Here is an 11,816-nt window from a genome sequence, read left to right as displayed (position 1 = left end):
TGTCCGAAGAATGGCTATAGTGCCGGTCACGATGGTGTCACGAAATGGGCATGCAGTGGCGGGGGCGAAACAGGTGAGCAAGAAGCGACAGGCGGCGACGCGGGCCGACGAAATCCGCCAGGCCATCGAGTCCGACATCTTCTCGGGCGAGCTGCGCCCCGGCACCAAACTGGACGAGGAAAGCCTGGCGGCGCGCTTCAATCTGTCGCGCACGCCGGTCCGCGAAGCCATCTTGCAGCTGGTCTATTCCGGCCTGGTGGTCAAGAAGCCGCGCCAGGGCGCGGTGGTCGCGCCGCTGGACCTGCACCGCATGGTCCAGATGTTCGAGGTGATGAGCGAAGTCGAGGGTTTGTGCGCCCGCTACGCCGCCCGGCGGATGTCTGGGTCCGAGCGCGAGGCCCTGCAGGGCCTGCACGACACCTCGCGCGAGATGTGCCAGGCCCGCCGCCTGGACGAGTATTACGCCGTCAACCATTCCTTCCACGAAGCCATCTATTCCGGCAGCCACAACGAGGTGCTGAACGAGATGGCCCATTCGCTGTTCGCCCGCCTGGCCCCCTATCGCCGCTATCAGCTGAACCACCCGGCCCGGGTCGATGAATCCTTCCGCGAACATGGCGAGGTCCTGGATGCCATCCTGGCCGCCGACCCCGACCGGGCCCATGCCGCCATGCGCAAGCATGTCACCATCCAGGCCGATATCTTCTCGGAATTCGTCTCGATCATGCGGTAGCTTGTATCCAAATAGACCAATTCTTGGATACAAAGGGCTGGTGGTCCGGACATCGCTGTGTTATCGCTGACGCGACCTGCTTTCACGTCCAAGGATGACCTGCGATGGGGGCCAACCTCTACGAGCTGTTTCACAGCCGCTTCCCCGCCGACCGCACCCTGCCGTTCATCGAGGTCCCGGACGGGCCGATCTGGTCCTACGGCCAACTCGAGGCGCTGTCGGCGCGTTACGCCCATGCCCTGGTCGCCGCCGGCACCGAGCCGGGCGACCGCGTCGCCGTCCAGGTCGACAAGTCGCCGGAAGCGATCTTCTTGTACCTGGCCTGCCTGCGGGCCGGTGCGGTGCTGTTGCCGCTGAATACCGCCTATCAGTCGGACGAGCTGGCCTATTTCCTGAAGGACGCCGCCCCTCGCGTGGTGGTGTGCCAGCCGGCCCGCCTGCCCGAACTGCAAAGGCTGGTGGGCGAGGCCGGCATCGAGGCCACGGTGCTGACCCTGGGCGCCGACGGTACCGGCAGCCTGACCGAGGCCGCCTCGGACCAGCCGGGCAGCTTCGCCACCTGCGCCCGCGCGGGCGACGACATCGCCGCCATCCTTTATTCGTCCGGCACCACCGGGCGGCCCAAGGGCGCGATGATGAGCCACACCAATCTGGGGGCCAACGCCACCACCTTGCATAAGCTTTGGGGCTTCCTGCCGGGCGACGTGCTGCTGCACGCGCTGCCGATCTTTCACACCCACGGATTGTTCGTCGCCACCAATTGCGTGCTGCTGAACGGCACCAAGATGATCTTCTGCCCCAAGTTCGATGCCGATCAGGTGCTGGATCTGCTGCCCCGGGCCACGGTGTTCATGGGGGTGCCGACCTTCTATACCCGCCTGGTCGCCAGCCCGCGCCTGACCCCCGATCTGTGCCGGAACATGCGGTTGTTCATCTCGGGCTCGGCGCCGCTGCTGGTCGAGACCTTCACCGCCTTCAAGGAAAAGGCGGGTCACACCATCCTGGAACGCTACGGCATGACCGAGGGCGGCATGTTCACCTCGAACCCGCTGGTGGGCGAGCGTAAGCCCGGCACCGTCGGACCGGCCCTGCCCGACATGGACATCCGCGTCGCCGACGAACAAGGCGGAATATTGCCCCAGGGCGAGGTCGGCATCATCGAGGTCAAGGGCCCCAACGTCTTCCAGGGCTATTGGAACATGCCCGAGAAGACCAAGGCGGAATTCACCCCCGACGGCTTCTTCAAGACCGGCGATGTCGGCTTCATCGATGCCGATGGTTATGTCTCGATCGTCGGGCGCGCCAAGGATCTGATCATCTCGGGCGGCTACAACGTCTATCCGAAGGAAGTCGAGGACGCCATCGACCGCATGGCCGGCGTGGTGGAATCGGCGGTGGTCGGCATGCCGCACCCCGATTTCGGCGAGGCCGGCCTGGCCATCATCGTCGGCGCCAAGGATTGCGCCCTGACGCCCGAGGCGGTGATCAAGGACCTGAAAGGCCGGTTGGCCAATTACAAGGTGCCCAAGCAGGTGGTGTTCGTGCCCGATTTGCCGCGCAACGCCATGGGCAAGGTGCAAAAGAACGTGCTGCGCGAGTCGTATAAGGATCAGTGGGCCGCCCAGCAGGAGAAAGCGTCGTGAGCAGCGCTCGCTTCCCCGTCATGCCCGCGCAGGCGGGCATCCAGGGGGCACCTCCGATCATTTCCCGTGCGATTCTGGATCCCCGCCTGCGCGGGGATGACGACCGAGAGGAGACGACGGGTGAACAATGAAATCCATTTTGAACGCCTGGGCCGCCTGGGCCGCATCGTGCTGGACCGGCCCAAGGCGCTGAACGCCCTGACCTTGGATCAGGTCCATGCCATCCATCCCCGATTGGCCGAATGGGCCGCCGATTCCATGGTCGGGGCCATCGTCATCGAAGGAGCCGGCGACAAGGCTTTCTGTGCCGGCGGCGACATCCGCGCCCTGCACGATGCCTGCAAGGCCGAGGATCACCCCTTCGTCGAGGCCTTCTATCGCGACGAATACCGCCTGAACCGCCGCATCAAGAGCCTTCCCAAGCCTTATGTCGCCTTGATCGACGGCATCGTCATGGGCGGCGGCGTCGGGGTGTCGGTGCATGGCGCGGCCCGGGTGGCGACCGAACGGACCTTGTTCGCCATGCCGGAAACCGGCATCGGCTTCTTCCCCGATGTCGGCGGCTCGTACTTCCTGCCCCGCCTGCCGGGTGCCATCGGCATGTATCTGGGCCTGACCGGGGCGCGCCTGAAGGCGGCCGACACCCTTTGGGCCGGCATCGCCACCCATTACGTGCCTTCGGCCCGGCTGGATGAATTGCGGGCAGCCCTGGCCGAAGGCGGCGAGGTGGCGGCGGTGCTGGCCGGCTTCCACCAAGATTCCGGCCCGGCGCCCTTGGCCGACAAGCAAGACATCATCGACACCTGCTTCGCCGCCGACAGCCTGGAGGCCATCCTGGCCCGCCTGGACGCCCATCGTGATCCGTGGGCGGCCGAGACCTTGGCCTTGATCCGGTCGAAATCGCCGACCGCCCTGGCGGTGGCGTTCGAGCAGATCAAGCGGGGCGCTGCCCTGGATTTCGACGGCTGCATGAAGATGGAATTCCGCCTGGCCCTGCATGTGGCCCTGGCCCCCGACTTCGCCGAGGGCATCCGCGCCCTGCTGGTCGATCGCGACAACAAGCCGGCCTGGGGACCGCCGCCCGCGGACCTGGCCGCCTGGTTCGACACTCCCGCCGCCTGCGGCGACCTGACCTTCGATTGACCGGGAGAAGCAGATGAATCCGACAAGCCTTGCCGCCATCGTCACCGGCGGCGGTTCCGGCCTGGGGGCCGCCACCGCCCACGCCCTGGCCGCCAAGGGCGCCAAGGTCGCGGTGCTGGACGTCAACATGGACACCGCCAAGGCCACCGCCGAGCAGATCGGCGGCATCGCCATTTCATGCGACGTCACCGACCCGGCCTCGGTCGAGGCGGCCATCGCCCAGGCCCGCGCCGCCCACGGCGTGGCCCGCATCTGCGTCAATTGCGCCGGTGTGGCGACGCCCGGCAAGGTGGTCGGCCGCAAGGGGCCGCTGGCCCTGGAGAATTTCGCCCGCGTGGTGCAGATCAACCTGATCGGCACCTTCAACGTCATGCGGCTGGCGGCTGCCGACATGCTGACGCTGGACCCGCTGGAAAACGGCGAGCGCGGCGTGGTGGTCAACACCGCCTCGATCGCCGCCTTCGACGGCCAGATCGGCCAATGCGCCTATGCGGCGTCGAAGGGGGGCGTCGCCTCGCTGTCCTTGCCGGCGGCGCGCGAGTTCGCCCCCGCCGGCATCCGCGTGGTGGCGGTGGCGCCGGGTTATTTCGGCACGCCGATGGTGCTGGGCATGCCGACCGAAATCATCGAGGGCCTGGTCGCCTCGACCCTGTTCCCGCACCGCCTGGGCGATCCGGCCGAATATGCCAAGATGGTGATGGCCATCGTCGACAACGCCATGCTGAACGGCACCACCATCCGCCTGGACGGCGCGGTCCGGATGCCGCCGGGTTAAGCCCGGTTCTTCAGCACCGCGAAGGGGGAATCGGGGCGGGCGCGCTGGCGGCTGCGGGGTTTCGGCCGCGCGCCTGCCACCCACAAATCGGCTTCCTGCCGATAGCCCAAGGCCTGCAGCACCGCCGCCGCCTCGTCAGCCTTCAGCCCCAGGGGCGCGGTCAACTCGCCGGTCAGGCGGATCGGCTCGCTGCCCTTGGCGCGCAATTGGGCGGTGAAGCGTTCCAGCAGATCGACCCGGATGGCCACCGGCCCAAGCACCGCATAACCGATGGCGCCGTAGAAGTCCGGCGGGGCCGCAATCGGCACCGACACCCGGCCGCCGGGAAGGGCGGGAAGGGGCAAACCGGTTGAGGCCGCCCACAGCCTGGCCCGCAAACCCTGCAACGGACCTTTCAGCAGGGCCGGCATGAAGGCCCAATCATGGCCCAGCCGGATGCCCAGCCGGGCCAAGGCCTGACGGTCCGACTCGGTCAGCGCCCGGACCATGTCGCGGGCGCTGACCAGGGGCGCACTGCCCAAGCCTTCCGCCAGATGGTGGACCAGCCCGCGCGCATGCCCCGACAGCGGCGCCGCCTGGGCGGCCAGCAGCGGCCTGAAGGCCAGGGCCAGGCTGGCCGTCAACCAGGCTGACAGGCGCTTCTTCAGGCGCTCGCGCATGGCCGGCTCGAGCAGGTCCGAGACCAGCGGCTCGACCTGCGGCCTTAACATTTCCGGGCCGGCGATCATCCGCGCCACCGGTTGGCCGCGCCACAGCAAGGTCGCGTCCTCGGCCATCTGGAAGGCCTCGTCGCCGTCGCGGCACAGTTCCTCGAGCCGGTTGCGGATCTCGGACTTCAGCGCGCGCGCCGCCGAGGCCAGCACCGCCTTGGCCGCCAGCGTGCCCTCGGTCTGGTCGGGGACGAAGCGAAAGCCGGCCAGGTGGCCGACATGCTGGCCTTCCACCAGCACCTCGCCCGAGCGGGCCACCGCCGACAGCAGATCGCCCTCGGCCTGCATGGCGCGCACCAGCACCGCGGTCCGGCGATCGACGAAGCGCTGGGTCAGGCAATGGTGCAAGGCGTCGGATAATCGGTCCTCGATGGCCCGGGTCTGCTCTTGCCAATGGACCGGGTCGTGCACCCAGCCGGGGCGGTGGGCGACATAGGTCCAGGTGCGGATGGCGGCGATGCGGGCGACGATGGTGTCCAACTCGCCGTCGGTGCGGTCCAGCCGCGCCACCTGGCCGGCCAGCCAGTCGGTGGGAATCTTGCGGCCCGGCCCGATCAGGTGGCGAAACAACTGGGCCAGCAGCCGGCTGTGATTCTCGGTCATCACCTTGCGGAAGTCGGGGACCTGGCAGACATCCCACAGCAGCTTGACCCGCTCGGGGTGATTGACCTTGGCCATCAGCTCGGAATCATGGGCCAGTTGCGCCAGGGCCAGATGGTCATCGGCCTCACGCGCGCGGATCAGGCCGGGGCCGGGCGGGGCCTTGTCCAGCGAGGCCAGCAGCGCCGCCACCGAGGCGAAGCGCAAATCGGAATTGCGCCACGACAATGCGCGAAGCGCCGGGAAGCGGTGGGCCTCGACCGCCTGGGCCAGTTCGTCGGGCAGGGCGGCGATGTCGGCGGTGGTGCCGAAGGTGCCGTCATTCATGTGCCGCCCGGCGCGGCCGGCGATCTGGGCGATCTCGGCCGGTTCCAGGTCGCGGGGGCTGCGGCCGTCGAACTTGCGCAACTGGGCGAAGGCGACATGGTCGACATCCATGTTCAGCCCCATGCCGATGGCGTCGGTGGCGATGATGAAATCCACTTCACCGGCCTGGTACATGCCGACCTGGGCGTTGCGGGTGCGGGGGCTGAGCGCGCCCAGCACCACGGCGGCGCCGCCCTTCTGGCGGCGGACATACTCGGCGGTGGCATAGACCTCGGCGGCCGAGAAGGCCACCACCGCCGACCGGGGCGGCAATCGGTTCAGCTTGGTATGGCCGGCATGGGTCAGGCAGGACAGGCGCGGCCTGGTCTGGAACTCGATCCCCGGCACCAGCTTGCGGATCAGCGGCTTGATGGTCTCGGCGCCCAGGAACAATGTTTCCTCCGAGCCGCGGGCATGCAACAGCCGGTCGGTGAAGATGTGGCCGCGATCCGCGTCGGCGCACAATTGGATCTCGTCGATGGCCAGGAAGGCGACGGGGCGGTCCAGCGGCATCGATTCGACGGTGCAGACGAACCAGCGCGGCCGGGGCGGAATGATTTTTTCCTCGCCGGTGATCAAGGCGACGCTGGCGGCCCCCTTGGCCTTGGCGATGCGGTCGTAATTCTCGCGCGCCAGCAATCTCAGCGGAAAGCCGATCATGCCGCTGGCGTGACCCAGCATGCGGTCCAGGGCGAAATGGGTCTTGCCGGTGTTGGTGGGGCCCAGGACGGCCAGCACCCGGCCCGAAGGAATGGTCATTGCCCGCCCAGGGTGGCAAGGATTCCCGCCCTTTGGCAAGAGCCGGCTTGCTTTGCTTGATTTGCCCGTATAACGCGCCATATTGGGTGCATCTGATGACAACCCGAACCCCAGAGGATTGCTATGGCCTTCGGTTCCGATCGCAAATATATGACCCCCGCGCAAGCAGAGGCCGCCGAGATCGATGTCGGCCTGCGCAAGTACATGCTGGGGGTTTACAATTACATGGCCTCGGGCGTGGCCCTGACCGGCATCATCGCCCTGCTGGTCGCGTCCAGCCCCGCTGCCTTGCAGATGATTTTCGGCACCCCCTTGAAGTGGGTGGTGCTGCTGGCCCCGGTCGGGCTGGTGTTTTTCCTGGCGTTCCGCATCCACGCCATGCAGGCCTCGACCGCCAAGGTGGTGTTCTGGGTCTACGCCGCGTTGATGGGGCTGTCGCTGGCGTCAATCTTCGTCGCCTATACCGGCACCTCGATCGCGCGCACCTTCTTCGTCTCGGCCGCCGCCTTCGCCGGCCTGTCGCTTTGGGGCTATACCACCAAGAAGGACCTGTCCGGCTTCGGCACATTCCTGATCATGGGACTGTTCGGCCTGATCATCGCCTCGCTGGTCAACATCTTCCTGCAAAGCTCGATGATGGAGTTCGTCATCTCGGCCGCCGGTGTGCTGATCTTCGCGGGCCTGACCGCCTATGACACTCAGAAGATCAAGGAAATGTACTGGGAAGGCGACGGTCACGAGATCGCCGCCAAGAAGTCGGTGATGGGCGCGCTGACGCTTTATATGGACTTCATCAACCTGTTCTTGTTCCTGCTCCGCTTCATGGGCGTGACCCGCGGCGAGGAATAACCAGACCATCGTCAAGGCTAGGGCTGGGCCGCGGGGGGTAACCTTCGCGGCCCAAACCTTTTTCGGCCCTGACCCTTTGTTGGATGTCTCGCATGCGCCTTTTCGCCGCGTTCCTTGTCATCACGCCCTTGTTGGCGGGGTGTGCCGAAGCGCCGCCGCCGCCGCCCGATCGCCCGTCGGCCCAGATCACCTATCCGACCCGCTGCGACGCGCTGCGCTTTGCCCAGGACGGGCAAGACATCGCCGAGACCGTCGGCATGATCCGCCTGGCCCGCGCGCCGTTCACCGTCACCTATCACGGCCCCGACAGCCAGCCCGCCATCGCCCTGTTCCTGACCGACGATGTCAATCTGGGGTTGACGCGGCTGGGGCGCGACGCGCTGTGGGGCAGTGCCGGCGATTTCATGGCCCATGCGCCCGATGACGTGCCGATGGGCCGCACGCCGCGGCTTTACCGGGGCGAGGCCGGGCTGGCCGCCTTTGCCCGTCCGATCGGCGATGAATATCCGGCCCTGCTGCGCCGGCTGGCCGCCGAGACTCCCGCCCACGACACCGCCATCGCCGCGCCCCGGGCCGGCGGCGGCTTCGACCCGGTTCCCGGCGGGCACGCCGCCACGGTCAAAAGCATCAGCGGCCGCGCCCTGGCCAGCTTTCCGCCGATGATTCTGCATCTGGCCCTGTTCACCACCCGCCAGCGGGTGGGGCCGCCCGGCCGCACTCAGGACCTGCTGTTGATGAATTGGGGCACCTGCCGGCTGTCGTTTGGTTAAGGGGGGGGCGGCGGGTTCTTTTGACTTCCGCCCGCGCTCTCCCATATAACCCGGCAAGACTTGGCCCAACCGACGGGACGAACCGATGATTCTCTATACGCTGCGCTGCTCGAAGGACCACCATTTCGAACAATGGTTCGACAATTCCGGCGATTACGATGCCAAGAAGCAGGACGGCGCGCTGGTCTGCCCGGAATGCGGCGACACCCATGTCGGCAAGGCGATCATGGCGCCTAACGTCGCCAAGACGGCTGCTGCTGCTGCGCCGATGGCCGCCTGCCCGTCCAACCCGATGGGTGGCGGCTGCGGCGGCTGCGCCTTCGCCGGCCAGCACTGATTTGGCCTATACGGTCAAGGAACTGTTCTACACCCTGCAGGGCGAGGGCGGCCAGGCGGGCCGCGCCGCAATTTTCATCCGCCTGGCCGGCTGCAATCTGTGGTCGGGGCGCGAGGAAGACCGCGACGCGGCCGCCTGCCGATTCTGCGACACCGATTTCGTCGGCGGCGAGCGTTATGGCGACGCCGTCGCCTTGGCGCGAGCGGCGGCGGATTTGTGGCCGGGCGGCGGTTTTCCGCTGGCGGTGGTCACCGGCGGCGAGCCCGGCCTGCAACTGGACGATGCCCTGGTTCGCGCCTTGCACGATCACGGCTTCGAGGTGGCGGTCGAGACCAACGGCACCATCGCCTTGCCGGCGGGTCTGGACTGGGTCTGCGTCAGCCCCAAGGCCGGCACCGAATTGAAGGTCGCAGCCGGCGAGGAGATCAAGCTGGTGTGGCCGCAAGACGGCATCGACCCCGACGCCCTGCTGCGCCTGCCGTTTCGCCATTTCTTCCTGCAGCCCCGGGACGGCGTCGCCGGCTCGGTGCAGGAATGCGTATCCTATTGCTTGACGCATCCGGGCTGGCGGCTCAGCCTGCAGACCCATAAGTTGCTGGGAATTCCCTGACCATGAATGCGCCCTACCGCATCACCCGCCGCATCGAGATCGATGCCGGCCACCGCATCATGACCCATGGCTCGAAGTGCCGGCACCTGCACGGCCATCGCTATGCCATCGAGGCGGTATGCGAGGCGGCCGACCTGCATCATGGCGGCGAGCAGACCGACATGGTGCTGGATTTCGGCTTCCTGAAGGACGAGATGCTGACGGCCATCGACGGCCCGTGCGATCACGGTTTCATCGCCGCCCTGGCCGACCGCGAGCTGCTGACCATGTTCTGCCCGATGGGGCGCGATGTCGATGGCTGGCTGGCGGGCCTGGACGCCCAGGTGCGTGCCCACGGCGAGGCCACCACCACCGACACCCGCCTAGGGACCAAGCTGACGGTGGTGCCGTTCCAGCCGACCGCCGAATGCCTGGCGCGCCACTGGTTCACCCGGCTGGCCGAGCCGGTCGGGCGCCGTTCCGACGGCCAGGCCCGGCTGGTTTCGGTCAAGGTGTGGGAAACGCCCAACTGCACCGCCGAATTCAGCGGTTGATCACCTACGGGACTTCCAAATCCCTGGCTATATGATATATGTCCTTCGTATTTGATCGAAGGATGCCATGATCATCACCCCCTCGCGGCAACGCCGTAGCCGCACGGCGTGGATCTTGAACTCGGCGCTGGTGCGCATCCGGCGCCATGCCGATTGCCAATCCATCTGCCGGATGGCGGTGGCCCATTACGACGCGATCAGCGGGCTGGTCTCGGCCGTGGCCCATGCCGGCGAGGGTGATTCCTTGCTGGATACCTACCAGCAGCCGCTGGCGGCGATGCCGGGTCTGGTGCTGCTGGCCGCCGGGCCGGGCGAACGGATCGTCCACGACATTCCCCGCTTCGGCATCGACAGGGCGCCCCACCATTCGGCCTTGCGCCTGGCGGGGTTTCGCAGCAGCCTGACCATGTCGATCCCCGGAGCGGTCTTCGGGGCGGACGAGGTGGCGGGCTTCCTGTTCGTCAATTCCAAGGCCGAAGGCGCCTTCACCGAGGCCGCGCTTCAGCGTCTGTCTCCCCTGCTGGGCGAACTGACCGGACATTTGGGCCGCGAATTGACGCGGGCCGCGCCCTGACCAAACTTTGGTCAGGGGTTCCGTCGCGGGGGCGGCGCTGCTATCTGTGCGTAACGCGGCAGTGGAGGAGTGGTGTGCTTAAATCGACGACTAAGCGCGAGGCGCGCGTGACCTGGCTGCTGGAGGCGGCCCTGGCGCAGGCGCAGCGTTTGACCGGCGACGTCACCTTGTGCCGGGTGTCGATGGCAGTCTACGATTCCGGCACGTCAATGGTCGCCGCTTTCGCCCAGGTTGGCGAGCCGCACGACATTCTGGACCGTTACCAATGGGATTTGCGCGACACCCCGCTGCTGGCGGCGGCCGCCCGTGACGGCCAGGCCCGCACCATCGGCGACCTGCGCGACTATTCCGATCCCGACGCCGATTATCTGGGGGCGTTGCGCGGCGCCGGCTACCTGTCGGCGCTGACCGTGCCGATGGTCCGCGGCCACCAAATATCGGGATTCGTGTTCTTCCATGCCCGCGCCGCGTTCTTCTTCACCCCCGACGTGGTGACTCGTCTGACCGCCTTCATCGCCGACATGCCGCGCTTCCTGATGCGCGAATTGGAACGGGATTTGTGACGCTTGACTCTTGGAAGCGCCTGAGTATAGTTGCGCCCTCTCGCGCCGGGCTCATCCCTTGGCGCGCAAGTTCATTTTTGCGTAGGACAAACCGATGTTCGCAGTCATCCAGACCGGCGGTAAGCAGTACAAGGTGGCCAAGGACGACGTGATTCGCGTCGAGAAGCTGGCTGGCGATGAGGGTGCCCAGGTGGTGCTCGACCAGGTGCTCATGGTGGGCGACAAGATCGGCGCTCCGCTGGTCGCCGGCGCCACCGTCACCGCCCAGGTCGTCGCCCAGGCGCGCGGCCCCAAGCTGATCGTCTTCAAGAAGCGCCGCCGTCAGAGCTCGCGCCGCAAGAACGGCCACCGCCAGGACATCACCATCCTGCGCATCACCGACATCACCGCCGGTTAAGCGGTAAGGCAAGGAGAAGACCCATGGCTCATAAAAAGGCTGGTGGTTCGTCCCGCAACGGCCGCGATTCCGCGGGCCAGCGACTGGGCGTCAAGAAGTTCGGCGGCGAGATCGTCGTGCCGGGCAACATCATCGTCCGTCAGCGCGGCACCAAGTTCTATCCGGGCGTCAATGTCGGCATCGGCAAGGATCACACCTTGTTCGCGACCGGCGTCGGCAAGGTGACCTTCCGCCATCGCGGCGAGCGCACCTTCATCGATATCGCTCCGCTGCCGGAAGCCGCTGAATAATCAGCCGTTTCCCGGTTATGGATTGCGCGAAGGGGAACGGTCCGCCGTTCCCCTTTTCGCGTTTGCGAGTCGGACAAGGTTAAAACAAGGCTCTATTCGCAATTCGTATTGATATCGTGTAGAATGGCGGAAACGCGGGAGGTTTTGCGCGATGGATCGGAAGG

General features: G+C 66.8%; 14 protein-coding genes. 13 read left to right on the top strand and 1 reads right to left on the bottom strand.

Features of this window, described 5'->3' with window-relative positions; all coding sequences use genetic code 11:
• Window positions 1-73: 73 nt before the first annotated feature.
• The 4 genes from A6A05_RS10510 to A6A05_RS10495 all read left to right on the top strand — a co-directional run bounded on the left by A6A05_RS10510 (window position 74) and on the right by A6A05_RS10495 (window position 4,294).
• A complete protein-coding gene (locus tag A6A05_RS10510; protein ID WP_068500353.1) occupies window positions 74-733 on the top strand; it encodes a GntR family transcriptional regulator in 660 nt (219 codons plus the stop codon).
• Window positions 734-837: 104 nt separating this feature from the next.
• Window positions 838-2,376, top strand: a complete 1,539-nt coding sequence (locus A6A05_RS10505) for a malonate--CoA ligase (protein ID WP_068500350.1) — start codon at window positions 838-840, stop codon at window positions 2,374-2,376.
• A 120-nt stretch (window positions 2,377-2,496) separates the two neighbouring features.
• Window positions 2,497-3,519: an enoyl-CoA hydratase/isomerase family protein gene (locus A6A05_RS10500; RefSeq protein WP_245644262.1), complete on the top strand. Its 1,023-nt coding sequence runs from the start codon at window positions 2,497-2,499 to the stop codon at window positions 3,517-3,519.
• Between the two features lie 13 nt (window positions 3,520-3,532).
• Entirely contained in the window at window positions 3,533-4,294 is a 762-nt protein-coding gene (locus A6A05_RS10495; protein ID WP_068500343.1) for an SDR family NAD(P)-dependent oxidoreductase, read from the top strand.
• On the opposite strand, the gene A6A05_RS10490 is transcribed toward A6A05_RS10495, so the two are convergent.
• Entirely contained in the window at window positions 4,291-6,729 is a 2,439-nt protein-coding gene (locus A6A05_RS10490; protein ID WP_068500340.1) for a helicase-related protein, read from the bottom strand. The genes A6A05_RS10495 and A6A05_RS10490 overlap by 4 nt on opposite strands.
• Window positions 6,730-6,852: 123 nt before the next feature.
• Here A6A05_RS10490 and A6A05_RS10485 point away from each other — a divergent pair, with 123 nt between their 5' ends.
• The 9 genes from A6A05_RS10485 (at window position 6,853) to rpmA (ending at window position 11,652) form a co-directional block, all read left to right on the top strand.
• A complete protein-coding gene (locus A6A05_RS10485) occupies window positions 6,853-7,578 on the top strand; it encodes a Bax inhibitor-1/YccA family protein (protein WP_068500336.1) in 726 nt (241 codons plus the stop codon).
• A 92-nt stretch (window positions 7,579-7,670) separates the two neighbouring features.
• Complete coding sequence (locus A6A05_RS10480; RefSeq protein WP_068500332.1) at window positions 7,671-8,348, top strand: hypothetical protein; 678 nt, start codon at window positions 7,671-7,673, stop codon at window positions 8,346-8,348.
• Window positions 8,349-8,433: 85 nt separating this feature from the next.
• The gene (locus A6A05_RS10475) at window positions 8,434-8,685 is read left to right on the top strand and encodes a DUF1178 family protein (protein ID WP_068500329.1); all 252 of its coding nucleotides are present in this window, start codon (window positions 8,434-8,436) and stop codon (window positions 8,683-8,685) included.
• Between the two features lies 1 nt (window position 8,686).
• Entirely contained in the window at window positions 8,687-9,295 is a 609-nt protein-coding gene (gene queE, locus A6A05_RS10470) for a 7-carboxy-7-deazaguanine synthase (protein WP_068500326.1), read from the top strand.
• 2 nt (window positions 9,296-9,297) lie between these two features.
• Window positions 9,298-9,828: a 6-carboxytetrahydropterin synthase gene (locus A6A05_RS10465; protein ID WP_068500324.1), complete on the top strand. Its 531-nt coding sequence runs from the start codon at window positions 9,298-9,300 to the stop codon at window positions 9,826-9,828.
• A 67-nt stretch (window positions 9,829-9,895) separates the two neighbouring features.
• Window positions 9,896-10,402, top strand: coding sequence for a hypothetical protein (locus A6A05_RS10460; RefSeq protein WP_068500320.1), 507 nt, complete (start codon window positions 9,896-9,898; stop codon window positions 10,400-10,402).
• Window positions 10,403-10,509: 107 nt separating this feature from the next.
• Complete coding sequence (locus tag A6A05_RS10455; RefSeq protein WP_068500317.1) at window positions 10,510-10,965, top strand: GAF domain-containing protein; 456 nt, start codon at window positions 10,510-10,512, stop codon at window positions 10,963-10,965.
• 94 nt (window positions 10,966-11,059) lie between these two features.
• Window positions 11,060-11,362, top strand: a complete 303-nt coding sequence (gene rplU / locus A6A05_RS10450; protein WP_068500316.1) for a 50S ribosomal protein L21 — start codon at window positions 11,060-11,062, stop codon at window positions 11,360-11,362.
• 23 nt (window positions 11,363-11,385) lie between these two features.
• Window positions 11,386-11,652, top strand: coding sequence for a 50S ribosomal protein L27 (gene rpmA, locus A6A05_RS10445; protein WP_068500313.1), 267 nt, complete (start codon window positions 11,386-11,388; stop codon window positions 11,650-11,652).
• The last annotated feature ends 164 nt before the right edge of the window (window positions 11,653-11,816 follow it).

The organism is Magnetospirillum moscoviense (genome assembly GCF_001650635.1).
In the GTDB taxonomy this organism is placed as follows: Bacteria; Pseudomonadota; Alphaproteobacteria; order Rhodospirillales; family Magnetospirillaceae; genus Magnetospirillum; species Magnetospirillum moscoviense.
Note: the sequence above shows the minus strand (reverse complement) of the source record. Positions and strands in the feature narration are given on the sequence as shown.

What these genes read in the sequence shown, in the direction of transcription:
- A6A05_RS10460 (WP_068500320.1), top strand. Translation starts at nt 9,896, where the DNA reads ATGATCATCACCCCCTCGCGGCAACGCCGTAGCCGCACGGCGTGGATC.
- A6A05_RS10465 (WP_068500324.1), top strand. Translation starts at nt 9,298, where the DNA reads ATGAATGCGCCCTACCGCATCACCCGCCGCATCGAGATCGATGCCGGC.
- A6A05_RS10475 (WP_068500329.1), top strand. Translation starts at nt 8,434, where the DNA reads ATGATTCTCTATACGCTGCGCTGCTCGAAGGACCACCATTTCGAACAA.
- rplU (WP_068500316.1), top strand. Translation starts at nt 11,060, where the DNA reads ATGTTCGCAGTCATCCAGACCGGCGGTAAGCAGTACAAGGTGGCCAAG.
- rpmA (WP_068500313.1), top strand. Translation starts at nt 11,386, where the DNA reads ATGGCTCATAAAAAGGCTGGTGGTTCGTCCCGCAACGGCCGCGATTCC.
- A6A05_RS10480 (WP_068500332.1), top strand. Translation starts at nt 7,671, where the DNA reads ATGCGCCTTTTCGCCGCGTTCCTTGTCATCACGCCCTTGTTGGCGGGG.
- A6A05_RS10490 (WP_068500340.1), bottom strand. Translation starts at nt 6,729, where the DNA reads ATGACCATTCCTTCGGGCCGGGTGCTGGCCGTCCTGGGCCCCACCAAC.
- A6A05_RS10505 (WP_068500350.1), top strand. Translation starts at nt 838, where the DNA reads ATGGGGGCCAACCTCTACGAGCTGTTTCACAGCCGCTTCCCCGCCGAC.
- A6A05_RS10495 (WP_068500343.1), top strand. Translation starts at nt 3,533, where the DNA reads ATGAATCCGACAAGCCTTGCCGCCATCGTCACCGGCGGCGGTTCCGGC.
- A6A05_RS10485 (WP_068500336.1), top strand. Translation starts at nt 6,853, where the DNA reads ATGGCCTTCGGTTCCGATCGCAAATATATGACCCCCGCGCAAGCAGAG.